The organism is Tsukamurella sp. 1534 (genome assembly GCF_000312385.1).
In the GTDB taxonomy this organism is placed as follows: domain Bacteria; phylum Actinomycetota; class Actinomycetes; order Mycobacteriales; family Mycobacteriaceae; genus Tsukamurella.
This window is the reverse complement of the sequence record NZ_HE997629.1, coordinates 18,514-34,736: the sequence shown is the minus strand read 5'-3', so window position 1 is coordinate 34,736 and position 16,223 is coordinate 18,514. Positions and strand designations below refer to the sequence as shown.

20 protein-coding genes are annotated in these 16,223 nt (G+C 69.8%); all 20 read right to left on the bottom strand.

Annotated elements, in window-relative coordinates; translation table 11 throughout:
* A complete protein-coding gene (locus BN39_RS22530) occupies positions 1-4,005 on the bottom strand; it encodes a hypothetical protein (RefSeq protein ID WP_051159105.1) in 4,005 nt (1,334 codons plus the stop codon).
* Positions 4,006-4,389 (bottom strand): hypothetical protein, encoded by a 384-nt coding sequence (locus BN39_RS21835; protein ID WP_019204585.1) that lies wholly within the window; start codon positions 4,387-4,389, stop codon positions 4,006-4,008. It lies immediately after the preceding gene.
* Between the two features lie 14 nt (positions 4,390-4,403).
* Entirely contained in the window at positions 4,404-4,736 is a 333-nt protein-coding gene (locus BN39_RS21830) for a hypothetical protein (protein WP_019204584.1), read from the bottom strand.
* A gap of 107 nt (positions 4,737-4,843) precedes the next feature.
* Positions 4,844-5,659 (bottom strand): hypothetical protein, encoded by an 816-nt coding sequence (locus BN39_RS21825; RefSeq protein WP_019204583.1) that lies wholly within the window; start codon positions 5,657-5,659, stop codon positions 4,844-4,846.
* A 78-nt stretch (positions 5,660-5,737) separates the two neighbouring features.
* Entirely contained in the window at positions 5,738-5,983 is a 246-nt protein-coding gene (locus BN39_RS21820) for a hypothetical protein (protein ID WP_019204582.1), read from the bottom strand.
* Positions 5,983-6,375 (bottom strand): hypothetical protein, encoded by a 393-nt coding sequence (locus tag BN39_RS23320; protein WP_019204581.1) that lies wholly within the window; start codon positions 6,373-6,375, stop codon positions 5,983-5,985. Before BN39_RS23320 ends, BN39_RS21820 begins: the two co-directional genes overlap by 1 nt.
* Before the next feature lie 3 nt (positions 6,376-6,378).
* A complete protein-coding gene (locus BN39_RS21810; RefSeq protein ID WP_019204580.1) occupies positions 6,379-6,702 on the bottom strand; it encodes a hypothetical protein in 324 nt (107 codons plus the stop codon).
* Positions 6,702-7,085 (bottom strand): Gp19/Gp15/Gp42 family protein, encoded by a 384-nt coding sequence (locus BN39_RS21805; protein WP_019204579.1) that lies wholly within the window; start codon positions 7,083-7,085, stop codon positions 6,702-6,704. Before BN39_RS21805 ends, BN39_RS21810 begins: the two co-directional genes overlap by 1 nt.
* A gap of 2 nt (positions 7,086-7,087) precedes the next feature.
* Positions 7,088-7,465, bottom strand: coding sequence for a hypothetical protein (locus BN39_RS22525; protein ID WP_019204578.1), 378 nt, complete (start codon positions 7,463-7,465; stop codon positions 7,088-7,090).
* Positions 7,462-8,400: a hypothetical protein gene (locus BN39_RS21795; protein WP_019204577.1), complete on the bottom strand. Its 939-nt coding sequence runs from the start codon at positions 8,398-8,400 to the stop codon at positions 7,462-7,464. Before BN39_RS21795 ends, BN39_RS22525 begins: the two co-directional genes overlap by 4 nt.
* Positions 8,401-8,416: 16 nt before the next feature.
* Positions 8,417-8,863, bottom strand: coding sequence for a hypothetical protein (locus tag BN39_RS21790; RefSeq protein WP_019204576.1), 447 nt, complete (start codon positions 8,861-8,863; stop codon positions 8,417-8,419).
* A gap of 2 nt (positions 8,864-8,865) precedes the next feature.
* Positions 8,866-10,341 (bottom strand): phage protease, encoded by a 1,476-nt coding sequence (locus BN39_RS21785; protein ID WP_019204575.1) that lies wholly within the window; start codon positions 10,339-10,341, stop codon positions 8,866-8,868.
* Positions 10,338-11,720 (bottom strand): DUF935 family protein, encoded by a 1,383-nt coding sequence (locus tag BN39_RS21780; RefSeq protein WP_237741756.1) that lies wholly within the window; start codon positions 11,718-11,720, stop codon positions 10,338-10,340. The genes BN39_RS21785 and BN39_RS21780 overlap by 4 nt, the downstream gene beginning before the upstream one ends.
* A 22-nt stretch (positions 11,721-11,742) precedes the next feature.
* Positions 11,743-13,338 (bottom strand): hypothetical protein, encoded by a 1,596-nt coding sequence (locus BN39_RS21775; protein WP_019204573.1) that lies wholly within the window; start codon positions 13,336-13,338, stop codon positions 11,743-11,745.
* Positions 13,316-13,642 carry a hypothetical protein gene (locus tag BN39_RS21770; RefSeq protein ID WP_019204572.1) on the bottom strand — a complete coding sequence of 109 codons (327 nt, stop codon included), beginning with the start codon at positions 13,640-13,642 and terminating at the stop codon, positions 13,316-13,318. Before BN39_RS21770 ends, BN39_RS21775 begins: the two co-directional genes overlap by 23 nt.
* Positions 13,643-13,814: 172 nt before the next feature.
* Positions 13,815-14,159, bottom strand: a complete 345-nt coding sequence (locus BN39_RS21765; protein WP_019204571.1) for an HNH endonuclease — start codon at positions 14,157-14,159, stop codon at positions 13,815-13,817.
* Positions 14,160-14,400: 241 nt separating this feature from the next.
* A complete protein-coding gene (locus tag BN39_RS21760; protein ID WP_040769160.1) occupies positions 14,401-15,195 on the bottom strand; it encodes a hypothetical protein in 795 nt (264 codons plus the stop codon).
* On the bottom strand, positions 15,195-15,461 hold the full coding sequence (locus tag BN39_RS21755; protein WP_019204570.1) for a hypothetical protein: 267 nt from the start codon (positions 15,459-15,461) through the stop codon (positions 15,195-15,197). The genes BN39_RS21760 and BN39_RS21755 overlap by 1 nt, the downstream gene beginning before the upstream one ends.
* Positions 15,458-15,697: a hypothetical protein gene (locus tag BN39_RS21750; RefSeq protein WP_019204569.1), complete on the bottom strand. Its 240-nt coding sequence runs from the start codon at positions 15,695-15,697 to the stop codon at positions 15,458-15,460. Before BN39_RS21750 ends, BN39_RS21755 begins: the two co-directional genes overlap by 4 nt.
* Positions 15,694-16,191 (bottom strand): endonuclease VII domain-containing protein, encoded by a 498-nt coding sequence (locus BN39_RS21745; protein ID WP_040769159.1) that lies wholly within the window; start codon positions 16,189-16,191, stop codon positions 15,694-15,696. The genes BN39_RS21750 and BN39_RS21745 overlap by 4 nt, the downstream gene beginning before the upstream one ends.
* Positions 16,192-16,223 lie beyond the last annotated feature (32 nt).

Here is a 16,223-nt window from a genome sequence, read left to right as displayed (position 1 = left end):
TCAGAACCTCGACAGCTTGGCGGCGGCGCGCTCGCGCTCCTGCCGCTGGGATCGGATGAATGCGTCCTCGGTGTCCCGGGCTTGGATGTTGTAGACGACCGGCGGGATCTGCTTGGTCTGCCCGCCGGCCTGCCCCTTGACGGTCGACGACACGACGTCGATCGCGGTCTTCGCGGTGCGCCAGTAGTCCTGCGTGAGCACCGGCTCAGGGCCGCCGGACCGGTTCTCGACGAGGTTGAGGCCCTGCGGGAGGAGGCCGCCCGCGTCGTACAGGAACGGCTTCACGCGGCCGCCCTCGGCGTACCAGTTGTTCTTCTGGTGGAACGCGAGCGCCCCGGCGGGGTCGCCGTACCGGTCCTTGACGTACTGCATGATCGCCTTGGACTGGACGTCGACCGGTACGTCGCGGTTCTTCCCGCCGAGGTACTTGTCGATGTTCCCCTGCGTGAGGAACTGGCCGAGCCCGTACGCGTCCGAGGACGGGTTGCGCGCCTCGGGGTTCCACGAGGATTCCTTGTTGATGAGGCTGACCATGTCGCCCCACTGGCCGTCGGCGTACCCGGCGTCCTTGAACGCCTTGTAGACCGCGTTGTGGATCTCTGGGGTGCCACCGTTGTAGTCCGCTGCCGGGGCGACGAGTGCCTGAGCGACCGCCGCGGGCTTCGCGGGCTCAGCCGCGGGCGCGGCGGGCTGCTGCCCGGGGATCGGGAGCGCACCGCCCGGCATGACGGTGGCCTTGTCGTCGGTCTTCGCCGGGGTCTTCTTGTCGTCGGCGTCCTTGGCCGGGGTGGCCGGCTTGCCGTCGATCGCGGCGTTCAGCCCGCCGAGCGGGTTCGACCCGTCGAACACCGACTTGCCGTCCTTGTCGGACACCTTGATGCCGCCGAGGAGCTGCGTGGCGCCCTTCATCCACCCGGGCGAGTCGGGGATCCCGAACACCGACAGGAGCGACTTGATCTGGCCGCCGACGAAGTGCTCGCCGATGAACCCGGCCCACCCGGAGATCGATGTCGGGTAGCTCCCGCCGCTGCTGCTGCTCGACGAGCTCGCGGCCGCCGCTGGGGTGGGCGTCGTCTTCTTGTCGTCGTCCGCCTTGCTGTCGGTCTTGCTCGCGTCGTCGGCGGGCTTCTTGGTGTCATCGGCTGCGGCCTGCGCGGCGGCGTCCGCAGCGGGCTGCTGAGGGGCCGGGGCGGGTGCCGCTGGGGGCTCGCCCCACGACCAGCTCTGCCGGGTGTGCACGTGGTCGGTGTGCCCCGCGAAGTCGTCGCGGTAGTAGCCGGGCTGGTCGGTGCCGGGCCCGACCGGCTTGCCGTCGGCGACGCCGATCTTCTGGCCGGTGGTCGGGTTCTGCCAGATGACCTGCTCGAGGCCAGCGTTCGCCGCGAACTCGGCGAACTTCTGCATCGCGTCGACCGGCCCGGACCAGTCGATCCCCTTGTTGTGCCCGTCCTTCTCCTGGTGGCCGGCGTACGTCGACGCCTTCACGCCGAAACGCTGCTCGAGCGCGCGGACCCACTCGGGGAACTTGTCCGACTGGCCGTAGCTGATCGAGGTGCCGACGGGGAGCCCGTACCCAACCTTGCCGCCCTCGGCGTAGCCCGGCCACTGGCCGGTCTTGTTCATGAAGTCGAGGCCGCCGGGCTTCGTGCCCTCGAGCGTCGCACGGGCCCGCTTCGACAGCACGAACTCGTCGGCGTGGACGATGCCCGCGACGTCGTACTTCGCGCCGGGCCCGGTGTGCCCGCCCTTGAAGAACTCGGGGATGTCCGGCACGCCGAGGGTGAACCCGTCGTACCCGACGGGCCCGACCTTGAACCCGGGGATCTTGAACTCGATCCCGTTCCACGCGCGGATGATCCAGTTGATGGCGTTCTTAAACGCCTCCTTAATCCCGTCCCACATGCCGCGGGCCTTCTCCGAGATTTTGGAGGGGAGCGAGCCGACGAAATCGGCGATGCCGCTGAACTTCTCCTTAATCCCGTCCCAGACCTCCTGCGCCACGGTGACGATCACGCGGAGCCCGGTCTTGAAGTTCTCCCAGGTGCGGTCGATCCACGGGAGCAGGGTGCCGGTGAACCACTCGGCCATCGCTCGGGCGGGCGCGGTGAACATGTCCCACGCGGTGCCGGCGACCGAGACGAGCCCGTTGATGCCGGCGCCGATGCCGTCCCACACGGACTGCAGGAACGGCCACGCGGTGTCGGTGAACCAGGAGACGACCGCCGCTGCGGCGTCCTTTATCCAATTCCACGCTCCTGCAACCACATTGCGGAAGGTCTCGCTGTTGCGGTAGGCCACGACGATGCCCGCGACAAGCGCCGTGAGGCCGAGCACCACGGCGCCCAACGGGTTGAGCGACATGACGAGATTGAGTGCGCCCTGCGCCACCGCCCACAGGCGAGTAGAGGTGATCATGGTCTTTATCGAGCTGAGGACCGCGGGCCCGGCCATGACCAGCAGCGCGCCGCCCGTGATGCCGGCCGCGATGCCGAGGTCGGTGAGGAGCTGCTTGTTCTCCTGGATGAACCCGATCGCGCTGCCGAGGCCCTCGACGATGCCGGTCTGGATGCCGCGGCCGAACGCCGTGAGCTTCGACTGCGCGGTGTCGTTGAGAGTCCGGCCGAGCTCGTCCGTGGCGCCCTCGAACCCGGCCATAGACCCGCCCGCGCCGCTGAGCGCGGTGAGGAAGTCCGGGATCTTGTCGACGCCGAGGTCCTCGAGCGGGGTACCGAACAGGGCGATCGCCTGCTGCGCCCGCTGCGCGGGGTCCTGAATGGTGAGGAGCCCCTTGGCGATGTCCTGCATCGCGGCCTGCGCACCGGGGCCGCCAGACGCGATCGCCTTCGCCATCTTGTCGCCGTCGACCTTGATCGCCTGGAACGCGTCGGTGGTGAGCTTCGACCCGTCGGTCGCGCGGATCGACAGTTCCTTGATCGCGTCGCCGGTCTTGTCGAGCGCGATCTTGCCCTGCGGGGCCATGTCGACGATCAGGCCCATCGCGGCCTGCCCGGACAGCCCGAACGTCTGGAAGTGCTTGCCGTACTCGCCGAGGATCTCGGGGAGCTCGCCGCGCATGGCCGCCGGGACGCGCTGCATCGCCGTGGTGAGCAGGTCCATCGCCTGCGTGGAGTCCTTCGCGAGCCCGTTCGTGATGAGCTGCTCGGAGGACTGCACGGCCTCGGCGACGTCGATGTCGAAGACCTTCGCGAGGTTCATCGCGCGTTCCGCGGCCTTGTCGAGGGACACCTCGCCCTCGAACCCGATCACCGGCATCGTCGTAGCGACCGCCTCGACGGCCTTCGTGACGTCGCCCATCGAATCGCCGAAGCCCTTGCCGTACAGGGTGGCCGCGCTCTTGCCGTAGTCCTCGGCGAGTCCTCCCGTCGCGCCGAGCGTCGCGTTCATCTTCGCGGTGGCGCTCTCGAAGTCCATCGCGCTGGTGGCGATCTCCATCGCCGAGCCGATGCCGGCGGCCGCGACAGCGAGGTTCTTGAGGTTGCCGATCGCCCCGCCGGCCTTCTCCCCCATCTGCCCGATGGCGGTGCCGAACCGACTGGTCGACTCGGCTTCTTGCTTCGCGCCGTTCGCGGCCGAGGTGCGGGCGGCGGCGAGCTTCTCCTGCGCGCGCTCGAGGCCCGTCGATGCGGTCTCCTGCGCCTTGGTCGCCGTCGCGGCGTTGCGCTGCGCCGCCGCGAGTTTCTCCTCCGCGGCGGCGAGGCGACCGACGTCGGTGATCCCCTTGTCGCGCAGCGCCTGCAGCTGAGCCTCGGCGACGCGGACCTTGCCCGCGGAGTCCTCGACCTTCTTGTTCGCCGCCTCGATCTTGGCGGTGGCCTGCTCGACCCGCTTCGCCGCATCGTCCACGCCGGACGCGAGCCCGTCGCCCAGAGCCTTGCCCGCGGTCTTCCCCATCTGCGGGAGGAACCCGAGTTGCTTCTGCACGGCTCCTGACACCCCGTCGAGCGACGGGATGATCTGCAGGGTCGCGTATCCGATGCTCGTCACTCAGCGCCTCCTCGAGTACTTGTCCTTGAGCCGCCGGAAGTGCGATGTGAGCTCGGTGCGGCGCGCTGCCTTCTCGGCGTTGCGCTGGCGGGCTTCCATCTCGGCGCGGATCGGGTGGTCGGGCACGGGCCCGGGGCGGTTCGGATCGGAATGCACCTGCAGGAGCAGCTGCCAGAGGTCGGCGATCAGGTGATCGCCGACCGTCCAGCCCGGCTTGCCGTTGTTGATCGCCCGGACGAACGAGGAGTCGGGGCGCTTCCGGAGATCGTTGACCAGCACGCCGAGTCGGCGCGCCGACAACGTGCCGCGGTAGAAGTCGAGCAGGTCAACTTGGTAGAAACGCAGCAGGTCAGCCTCTATGTCGTCGCCGTGCTCGTCGAGCACGTACGAGAGGCCGATTAGTTTCCCGCGGCCTCCTGGATCTTGCTGCCGAGCTCGTTGAAGTCGTCGACGAGCGGCTTCGCGGCGAGGAACGCCTCCCACTGCTTGTCGCCCAGCAGGATCCGGGTGCCCTCGATCTCGTCGCCGTTGCGGAACGCGACGATTGCCGTCATGGGGACCTTGCCGCGGACGGGGACGCGCAGCGTGACGCCGCAGTGCTCGACGGTCACGAACCCGTCGGTGGCGTCGGCTTCGCGGGCGGCCTCGGCCTTCGTCTTGCGGTCCTGCGGCTTCGGTGCCGTCGCGGGGACAGCGCGCTTGCGGGGCCGGGGCGTAGCGGTGGTGGTCATGATGTATTGCCTCCCTTGGCATTTCCCTCGGCAGGGTGTTGATGTTGGGAGCCGGTCCCGCGCCGCGCCGAGGGAGGAACATACGGCGCGGGACCGACGATCTGGGGTCAGGCGACGGTGACGGTGCCGCCTGTGCCGGTCGCCGTGACCGGGGTGATCGGCGCGGTGAACGTCGCGACCAGCGGCCCGCCGGTGGTGCCGGTCACGGACACGCCCGGGGTGGGGAGCGCCTGGACCGACGCGAGCGCGCGGAGCGCGGACTGCAGCGCCGACGCGGTCTTCGTGGTGATCGCCGCGGTGGTGTCGGCGCCGGCCGTCACGGTGTACTCGGTGACGGCCGCGTCGATGGTGAACGTCTTCTCGACGTCGTCCGCCGAGGCGTCGACGACCTCGAACACGTCGCCGGCCGCGTCCGTGGTGTGGTGCACCACCATCTCCGCGAACGACAGCTCGCCCTCGATGATGCCGCCGTGGCTCTTCGTCTCGACCGGGGCCTTGGTCAGGGACACCCAGCAGCGGGAGCCCTCAGCAGCGTCCTCGTCGAGGAACCGGTACAGCACGAAAATCTGCACGTTCCGGGGAGCGCCGATCTTGTTCGCGGCCGACCCGGGCAGCACGATCTTCTTCGTGACGGCGTTGGTCTCGAGGACGGTGAACCCGGACTCGAGCTTGCCGTTCTTGAGCTTGACGCGGAACCGGGGGTGACCGAACGCGTTGTACTCCTTGACCTCGATCGACGGGTTCAGGGGGATGCCCTTCTTCTCGTCGATCAGGCCCGAGAACTCCCACCCGAGCGCCTCGAGATCGGCGTCGACCGTCTCGGGGATCTTCGCGGGGTCGAGGTTCGTGCCGGCCGTGGCGAGCTGCAGCCACACCTCGGCCTTGTCGGGGATCAGAGTGGCGTCGGCATTGACTTCTGCCATGGGATTTCCCTCCTTCAAGGGGAATGTGATGGCGCCACCCGGACGGGTTGGAGCCGGAACAACAACAGGGAGGTCGGGCTACTTGAGCCGGACCTCGACGCCCGCCGCCGCGGCCGCGCGGCTGAGAACGCCGTCGGTCGCCTGCCGGTGAGCGGGTACTCCCACGGAGGCCGCGGCGCGGTCCGTGGAGTACGTTTCGACCTCGGCGTCTGCGCCTGCCGCGGCGGCGATCTGGCGCGCGAGCTCGTTGACGTGCGCGGCGGCGAGCTCCTTGAGGACCTCCGCGCCGCCCGCGCGGTCAAGCTTGAACTTCGGATCGGCCATCAGGGCAGGTCCTTCATCCGGGCTTGCGAGGTGATGAGCACGGACGCGAGGTGCGCGCCGGTGCCGGGGTCGCGGGCGTCGAGGACGGCGCCCGCGGACTTGGACGTGTGCACGATGCCGGGCGGGCGGCCAGCGACGAGCCGCCCGGCCGCTTCGGCGGCGAGGGCGCGCACCGTCGGCTTGTCGTTGCCCCACGCGGTGATCCGCACGGTGTGCTTCGTGCGCACCGGGTACTCGGCGGGGCCGCCGTCGTCGGAGATGATGAGGCCGGCCGGGCCGGTGGTGGGGTTCCAGTTCGTGGGGAGGCTGTCGCGGATCCACGGGCCGGGCATCTGCCCGCGGAGCCACTCGCGGATCGCGGGCATCGGGTCGATCTGGATGCGGACGGTCACCGGTCAGCCCTCCCCGCGCGTGACGATCAGGGACCAGCCGGACAGTTCGGGGTCCTCGTCGATCCACTCGACGGGGTCGCCGACGATGCGCCACCCGGACAGGCCGCGGAACGCGAGGGTGTCCCCGTGCTCGATGGCCGGCGCCGGGGCGGGCACGAACACCGACACCTGCTGCGCGGCTGCGCTGCGGTCGGTGCCGAGCGTCTCGGTTCCGCTGCCGGACTGGATGTCGCAGTCGTCGACTTCCCACGTGGTCGCGGGCAGCGGGTACCCGTCGTCGTCGACGCCTCCCGTTCGGGTGAACGTGACGGTCTCGGTGCCCAGCATCAGTAGTCGCCTTCGGGGAAGTTCCACTGCGGGGCGGGGTTCACGGGCAGCCCGAGGAGCTGCTGTTGCCACTCGGTGAGAGCGAGGGTGCCGCCGGGGACGGCGAGGGTGCCGGACTTCGACCGTGCGCCGAGGGTGCGCCCGTACTGCGTGTGGCCGGGCCACATTCCGGTCGCGATGGCGGTCTTGACGATCTCGATCGACACGGCCTTCGCGGCGGCGAGGCGGTCCTCGGGGACGTCGTCGAGGCCCAGGCGGGTGCTGAATTGGGCACGGATGAGCGCCGCGACCGAGTCGAGATGCGACTCGGCCGCGACGCGCTCCGCGGTCGTGAGCGGCCGCCAGGCGGCGGCCAGCTCGTCGACGGTGGCGAATGCCGCCATCGCTACTCGCCGACCTCGGCGATCAGCTCGGGCTTGGTGAGCGTCTCGGCGCGCTCACGATCCATGCCCGTTGCGACGGCGTACTCGATCCAGGCGTCCCGGGGTCCGGCCTTGCGGGGCCGGGCGGGCTCGTCGCCGTCCTCGGGCTCCTCCTCGGAGTCCTCGGCGTCGTCCCCCTCGGCGCCCTCCTGGGGTGCCTCGGGGCCGTCCTCGAGCTCCTCGTCGGCGCGCTGTGGGACGTCGAGCGAGATCGCACCCGCACGCACGAGCCGATCGACCTCGGCGTCACCGTCGACGTCGATCACGTCGCCCGGGGCATACCGGACGACGCGACCGTTCTCGTTCCGGTTCGCGTGCGTCAGCAGCTGGAACGAGGTCACGACGTAAGGCCCGTCAGCCACATACCGGCCTTCGGCTGGTCGATGCCCATCGCGCGCTTCTGCGACGCGTCCGAGCGCCACGTCTCACGCGGGCCGCCGTTCGGGCCGCCGCCCTCGGGGTACAGGGCGGTGAACTGCAGCGCACGCGTGTCGCTGTAGAACCCGAGGGTGCCCTGCTCGCACACGAGGACCCGGTCGAGGGGCCACGTGCGCGTCGTGACGACGTTGAGCCCGAAGATGTTCGCAGGCAGAGCGCCGGTGAGCATCGGGTTCTCACCCGCGACGTTGCCGTTGTACACCTCGACGTAGTTCGTGTTCTCCGCGAGCGCGATGAACATCGACGGATGCATCACCAGCGTGTTCGCCTCGAACCCGAGCGACGAATCGTCCTGCGAGTCGGGCAGGTTGTCGGGCTCGGCCGCCGCGATCGCCTCGATGGCGCGCATGACGTCGCCGCGGGGCTTGCCGGTGCCGTCCCACGCGGCCGCGACGGCGGTCGACGGAATCGACGGATCCTGCGCGAGCGCACGGAACGCGCGGTCGTTGCCGCGGACCATGGTGTTGCGGAGCGCGGTCATCTGCCGGTTGACGGCGTCGATGTTGTTCTCGTCGATCATCTCCTTCGAGACGCGGACGCCGAGAGCCTTCTTCACGGCGAACGCGACGCGCGGCGTGCCAAGCAGCGCGTTACCGACGGGGATCTCGCCGAACTCGGCGACATCCTGGATGTCCTGCTCGAGGAACAGGGGGTCGCCCTCGCGGTAGACCACGACGCCGGACGGGTTGGCGCCCGCGTTGCGGAACACCTTCTCCGCGGCGAACATCCCGTCGATCATCTCGAGCAGCTTCGTCGGGATGAACAGGGGGTTCTTGACCAGGTCGGAGACCGTGAGCCGCCCGCCGTCGCTGACCGAAGTAATCGTCTGTACAGCCATTTTCGGAACTCCTTCCTCAGTTGATGCGGACGAGGCCGGTCTTGCCGGCCGCGATCCCGTTCGGGTCGGTGCACACACCGACGATCTGGTCGGCGGGGTCGCCCGCCGCGGCCACGGTCACCTGACCGTTCGCCGCGGCCTTGACGCGCTCGCCGGGCTTGACGGCCGCCGCGGCGGTGACGTTGACCTCGGTCCCGCCGTAGGCGACGGCGACGACGGTCGGCACCGGCACGGCGGTGAGCACCGGCCGCGACATCCCGTCGAGGGTGACGTCGGTGTTGACGTCCTCGGGCGCGATGCCGTCGGTCAGCGCGACGCCGACGGTGCGGACGCTCGCCGCGGCGGCGGGCTGGATGCGGCCGGCGTCGGTCAGCTCGACGAGCTGACCACCGAAGACCTTCTTCGTGGCGGCGGGCTTGAACGACTTCGGCCCGCCCTGCGTGACCTGCACGATTCCGGGCATGGTCAGACCTCCCAGTTCTTGAACTTGGCGTCCGAGCGGACGTCATCGGTGGAGTCGGCGACGGCGGCCGAATGGCCGATCTCGCCGACGGGGAACGCCGACGATGCGGCGAGGGTGTCGAGGGCGCTCTTGGTGCCCTCGAAATCCTTGCGGGCGAGCACCTTGTAGGCGGCGACCGAGTTGCGGCCGATCTTGCCGAGCGAGAACGCGGCGTCGACCATGTCGTCGGCGCGCTTGGCCTGCTCGGCCTCGTCGCGCTTGCGGGCGGACGCCATGAACTGCTGGACCTGGTCCCACTGCTCGGCGTCGACGGTGACCGTCTTCGGCGCCGTGCCGGCGGCCGCGGCGGCGACCTTGTTCTTGTCCTCCTCGGGCGGTGCCGGGGCGGCGGGCTTCTCCTCCTCCGCGGGCTTCTCCTCCTCCGCGGGCTTGTCGCCGGTGTCGGCCTTCGCCTTGGAGACGAGGGCCTCGAGCGCGGCGGCGAACGTCGCGTCGTCGGCGTCCTCCGTGAGGCCGAGGATCTCGCGGAGCTTCGCCTTCTGGTCGTCGGTCAGACCCCCGCCGCCGCTGGTCGCGTCGCCGGAAGCCTCGGCGGCAGCAATTCGCTTCGCCATGGTTTCTCCTTCTGTCGTGGCCCGCGCTGCGGGCCGGGATTCAGTCCGCGACGCGAACCGAAGCTTCGAGGCGGCCAGGGTCTGGCCGCCTTCGTCGTCCGCCGGGGCGGCGACGTCGTCGTAGCGGACGACCACCGGGACGGGGTCGCCGAACGTGATCGCCGCGTCGCCGTCCTGCTCGGGGTCGACGGTCACCGCGATCCGTGCGCGGGTCCCGTCGTCGTCGTTGACGACGATCAGCTGCAGCGGCGCGAGCTGGATCTCCTCGATCCAGAGGGCGTAGTTCTGCTCGCGGTCGTAGTACGCGCGCCGGATGTCCTCGACGGTCGCGGCCGCGGCGATGGTCTTCGAGGCCATGCCGGCTCCCTTCATCTCGATGCCGCCAGGCATGGCGGGCTGGTAGTCGCTCGACCACATCGCGGCGATGTCGTCGAGCGGGGCGAGCGATCCGATCGCGGGCTCGGTGATGCCGAGCAACGCCAGACCGGTGATGACGAACGGATGCACGTGTCCGACAGCGCATTTGTGGTTCCATTCGCCCTCGATCGACCGCGACGGGTACGCCGACGCGAGGATCGGGCCGAGCCAGCCGGGCATCCCGGCGAGGTCACCGACCAGCGAGCACGCATTGCGCACCGCGAGGTTCTTGATCCGCCCGAACGCGGGCTCGCCGTCGAAGCGGGGGTCGGTGTGGCCGAGCTTGATGACCGGGTCGCGCACCGCGGGGCAGTCCATGGCGGCCACCGCGTTCACGAGGTCGTCGCGGGTGAGGGTCGAGACGCCCGTCGACGCGGACCACTGACCGGTGCGGGCGAGCTCGACGCCGGGGACGTTCGACAGCTTCGGCATGGCGGGCACGGTCACCAGAGCGCTCCCTGTTCGGCGGGCTTGCGCTTCTGCGCGTGGATCTTCCGGCCGCGGGACAGGTTCACCGTGCCGTCATCGTCCTCGGGCCCCGACGGCAGGACCTGCCCGCCCAGCGCGGCCGCGGCCGGCGAGCTCGGGAGGTTCATCCGCTGCCGCATGGTCTGCTCGATCAGCACATCGGGCGTGAGGATCCCGGCCTGCACGAGCACCTGCAGCGCGGCGGCGGTGGCGTCCTGCTGCGAGCCGATCGCGTCGAACACCAGCCGCGGCGCGGGCTCGTCGACGCCCCAGTTCACGTCGACGAGGTCCTCGATGACGTGCTGATTGAAGACATCGGCGATGGATTCCGCGAAGGTCTGCACGGCCTGCACGAACATGTCCGCCTGAACGCTGGCGAGGGCGTACGAACCGCCCTGGGACAGGTTCAGGAAGTGCGCGAGCCCCGCGATCGCGATCATCTGGTCGTGGTAGCTGATCGCCTGCCCGAGATCGGGCATGTTGCCCTGCACGCCCAGCAGTTTCAGGTCCGCACCGTTCGGCAGGGCGCCACCCGCGTGCTCGCCGCCGCGGTAGCCCTGCGCCATCTTCGCGAGCTTCTCGATGTCGGCGTCCGTCGAGCCCGGCGCGCCGGTCGCGATGGGCACGCCCATGCCGTTGCGGCGTGCCGTGGTGGCCTGGATGCGCAGCAGCTCGTCCTTGAGGAGCCAGTGCTTGTACGAGGGCCGCAGGAGCGACTTCCCGACCCAGAACCCGGGCTCCATGTCGCGGGTGTAGACCACCAGGCGGCCGACGGGGATCTCGGAGGGGCTGCCGGCGTCCTTCGTGAAGCTCATCGGCTGCCCGGCGGCGGGCGCCCACTGCTGAATCGACACCAGGCCGCCGTCCTCGGCGACGTTCCACTGCGAGATGGTGCGCTGGGGGCGCGGTGCGAGCGTCTTGAGCCAGATCATGCCGTCCGTGTCGGTGCGGTAGACCTGCTCGAACACGCTGTGCCCGTACTGCAGCACCGACAGCGCCCACATGAGGTGCTGCGGCCACGAGAACCGGCCTCGGCGGCGCGTCGACAGCGGTTCGTCGCCCGCTCCGACGATCGGCAGGCCCAGATTCTGCGCGACGTGGGCGGTCACCTCGGGAGAGGCGGCGCCCTGCTCGATGCGCCACTGCGTGCGGCGGATCGGGAGGGTGATCGCGGCCAGCAGAGACGACACCCGCGAGTCTTCGCGCTCCATGCGGGTGTACATCTTCACGCTCGCGGGCCACTGCAAGTCGGGGACCTGCTCGAACATCTCCCATTGGGAGAACATGTTCACCTGACCGGCGACGACGGCGCCCTTCTCACGGAACGCGGGCTTCGCGGGCTTCACCTTATCGGCCAAATATCTCACCTCCCAATGATTTTCAGAACGCAGCGGTCATGACATCCAGCTCCTGAGAGCTGGAAAGCGGCCCCGTCGACAACCCCGACGACGGGGCCGCAGGCTTCTCGGCCGGCTTCGACGCGAACCGCAGCACCCCTTGGTGCGCAAGAGCGATCGCGACGACCGGCACGGTGTCGTTGAGCGTCTGGAACACGAAATCGCCCTGCGGGAGCGTCCGGATCTGCGCCGCAGCGGCCGCCGCGGCGAGCACGTCCTGCCCGGAGTGCGAGAACGCGCCCGACTCGATGTCGTCGAGCAGCGCGTCCGCCGATTGCGCGACGGCCGCGGTGTTCAGCAGCTCCGGTTCGATGCCGGCGGCCCGCAGCTTCGGCGCGAGCACCGCGCCGAGGCGGGCGTCGAGCACGACAGCCGCCGGATCCCAGTCCGAGACGACCGCGGACACGTACCGCACCACCTCGTCGTGGTTCATCGCGGCGAACGAACCGACTTCGCCGTGCACACGCGCGTCGGCGGTGTGCTGCGCCGCGACGATCGCCCAGCGGCGCCGGTCCGAGCCCTTCGCGGTCTTCCCGTGCCGGTGGTCCGGGCCCGGGGCGAGCGCGACCACCGCGCTCCCCACGAGCTCGGGTGCCGGGTTCGTCAGGGCGGCGAACCGCTCCATGTCGATGACCGGCGGCGCGTACTCCGCGTCGATCGGCCAGTCGCCCCGGCCGAGGTACTCGACGTCGAACGACTTCCGGCCAGCCGCCGTGCTCATCGCGACGTACTCGGCGGCGAGCTTCTTCACGGTCTGGATCACCCCGAACGCGGGGTTCGCCCACCGCCACGTGTCGTGATCGGCGCGGTCGAGCTCCTCCGGGGCCATCCACTCCGCGAAGAACAGCCCCTCTTCGCAGGCGAGCCCGCGGCGCCGGACGGCGGCGAGCACGTGCCCGTTCGGGTGCTGGTCCTGATTCACCGCCGACGAGGTGTAGATCGTCTGCGGGTCGTCCGCGGCCATCTTGGTGGGCGACAGCGCCGCCATGTCCGCTTCGGTCAGGTCGTACGCCTCGTCGTAGATGACCAGGTCGACACGGTCCAGGCCGCGGCCGGCGTTCGCCGATCGCGTGGTGAACACGACCTCCGCGCCGCTGGCGAGGACGATCGTGCCGCGCCCCTGCGAGCAGGTGTGCGACTCGACGTGCTTGCGCATCCATGGCGTCGTCTTGACCACCGACCAGGTGCGTTTCCAGAGCGCCTTCGCGGTCTCCCACTGGTGCGCCGAGAACACGATTCGCTCGCCGAGCTTGAACAGGCCGTACAGCACCCGCAGCATCAGCGCGAGCGACTTCCCGTTCTGCCGCGGGATGATCAGGCAGCACTCGGGGTGCGTCCACTTCCCGTCGCCGTCCTTCGCCATGATCTGGTCAAGCGACCAGGCCTGGAACGGCATCGGGTTGATCCGCGAGGCGGACCGGCGGCCGAGCTCGCACGCCTTCGCGCCCAGCCCGGTGATCCCGGGCGTGAACACGAGCGAGTTCGGGGTCTGCCGACCCTCGAGCCGCGGCCACTCCGCGGCGATGATCTCCTCGAACGCCGCGTCGACGTCGAAATCAGAGATCGTCGAGGGGATCATCCTCGGGTTCCTCAGCTTCGACGGTGCGGCGCTTCGCGATATCGGCGAGGAGCCGCTGCAGAGCGCCGGCCTGCTGCCGCGCCTCCTGCAACGCGTTGTCGACGCGGAGCTCGACGACGTCGTCGCGCCGCTCGACGAGGTGGAACACCCCGTCGCTGGCGATCGCGGCGTTCAGCCAGTCGAGCCGGTCGGCGACCCGGCACGCTTCCTGCACAAGGACAGCCACGTCGGCGGGGTCGTCGTCGCGGTGCAGCTCCGCCCACAGGGTGGTGCCACCGGGGCCGAAACTGTCGACGATCAGCACGGTGTACCTCCTGGGACAATCCGCCCCGAAATGTGCCGTTCGCGGGGCGAAACCCGCAGGTAGCGGCCGAAATCCGCACTCCCGCGCTGGTCTCCCCTCAAAAAAATCCCTGACTACCGGAGCAGTCAGGCTTGAGGGGGGTGTCCGATTTTTCGGGGCGGGGTGGGGTGGGTCACCAGGGCCAGGGCATGTGGCGGGGGGCGAGTGCGCTGGCTTCGGGGGGTTGGTGTGTGGTCTGGTCGGTGCCTGTGATGGCTGGGCGCTGGTCGTCGCGGGTGCCGTCTCCGCGTTCGCGGTTGCATTGGCGGTGCAGCATTCGGTCGGCGTGGTGTCCGCCGTGGGCGCGGGCGACGCTGTGGTCGGCTTCGAGTCCTGCGCTGTCGAAGTTCTGGGCGGGCTCGCGGTACATGGGGCGGTTGCACCACCAGCATGGTGTGCCGTCGATGTGCTTGGCGAGGAGGTTGCGGCGGTTCTGTTGGTGGGTCCAGCCGAGTCCGCGTGCGGTCGTGGACTTCATGGTGTCTCCGTGTCGGGCGAGGTGGGATGTCGCCGGTGTCCTGGGGGCGCAGCTGCCTAGTGCCCGTCCGGGTGCGTGTGGCCCCTTGGGGTTGGGTGCTTTGGCGCGTCAGTTTCGCGCGGTGACGTCCTGGTGCGACGAAACCCCGGGCGCTGTGTTCGCGTCCCGGGGTTTCGTTGGCGTGGTCCATCCCACCTCACGCCGACGGCGCGAGCCTATCACGTGGCTGTCTCAGTGCATGTCAAGCATGTTGGGCGCGTCGTGGTTTCGGGTGGTCCTGTTGGGCGATCAGGGCGTCGAGGACGTCGCCGCAGCGGTAGAGCTTGTCGCCTTCGCGGGAGCGTCCTCGGTCGGTGATGCGGTGCCGGGCGAGGTTGTGGATCGTCTTGCTGGTGATGCGTTGGCCGAGGCGTGCCTCGACGATGCGGACGAGTTCGGTTGCGGTGAACAGGCGGTCGGCGAGTTCGGAGGCGATGCGTTCGTCGTTGTCGGTGCGGGTGGTGACGACGTCGTCGCAGGCGCGGCAGACGAGCTTGGTCTCGTCGGGGCGGGCCCAGAGGTCGGCCTTGCAGATGGGGCAGGGGCCGGCGTAGCTGGGCATGGGTGGGCGGTCGACGGCGCGGGCGGCGCGGTGGATGGCGTGGCAGATTTCGTCGAAGCCTTGTGGCCCTTCGGGGGTGAGGGCGAGGCCGTTGAGGTACCGGTTCGTGCGGAGGTACTTGGCGGCGGGGATGATGCCGAGGCGCCCGGGGTGCGTGAGGGTGCGCGCGGTCGTGATGTGCGTGATCCACGCGTTGAGGGTGTTCGCGAGTTCCCAGGCGATTTCGGCGGCGGGCGGGTGGAACGGCAGCGGGGTGTCTTCTTCGGTGCTGCCTCGTTTGGCGCGGCGGGTCTTCGGGCCGGTGGGGTGGACGGTCTGCCGGGTGACGGTGTCGTCGAGGGCGTAGGCGATCCATTCGATGAGGGCGTCGAGTTCGGTTCGGAGCTTGTCGCGTTCGGCGTTGGTGAGGGTCATGTCGTCGGCTGCGGCGGACATTAGGCGCACTCTCCTCGGTGGTAGGTGAAGCATTCGGGGCAGAGGGTGCCGTGGTCGGCGGGGTCGTCGAGGACGGCCTCGTCGTAGACGCGGAGGTCGAAGTCGGTGTGTCCTCGGCTGCAGGCGGTGTGGCGCCATCGGGTCTTGGTCTTGACCATCTCGTCGGGCCAGCGGTTCAGGGTGACGGTGTCGATGAGGTCGATGTGGTCGCCGGGCTTGATGGGGTCGGCGCAGGCGATGCAGCGGCCGGGGTGTTTGGCGATCATCGGTCGGCTCCGCTGGTGAGGTCGCGCCAGAGCTGGCGGCGCTCCGCGTGCGTGCGGGCGGTCGCGACGAGGTTCCAGTCGCTGTCGAACAGGCGAACCGTCGGGCCGTCGGTGATCACCAGGGGCGCGCCGGCCACGAGTCCGGACCATCGGGGGCGGCTGTATCCGGTGCGCTTGCGGGCGCGGTGCTTCATCTTCGGGAAGTTCTCGGGTGTGCGAGCGCGTCTGGTGCTCATTGGTTCTCCTTCGTGGGGACGGTGACGGTGCGGCCGAGGGCGCGGGGCGCGGGCGGCTGGGCGAGGTAGGCGATGGCGCGGCCGAGCTGGGTCGGGTTGTAGCGGCCGATGACGATGCGGTTGCACTGGTCGCAGAGGAGGCCGCGGACGGCGCCGGTCTTGTGGTCGTGGTCGACGCTGAGCCGCCGTGTGATGCCTCGGGCGCGTGGGCCGCAGATGGCGCAGCAGCCGCCTTGGTATTCGAGGATCTGGTCGTACTCGCTGGGGGTGTCGTCGGTGGCGGGTGCGAGGCCGTAGGTGTTGGCGTCGCGGCGTTCGGCGTTGCGGCGTCGGCCGGCCTTGCGCTTCTCGCGGTGGTGCGTGGCGCAGCGGGGGCCGGGTTGCAGGCCACCGTCGGCGCGTTTCGCGAGGGGGCGGGCGGTGGTGATCCCTTCGGCGAGGCAGTCCTTGCATGCCACCGCTGGCTGGCTTCTGGGGGTGTGTGTGGTGGTCATCGGATCTGCCTTCTCGTGGGGGTTCGGAGGGT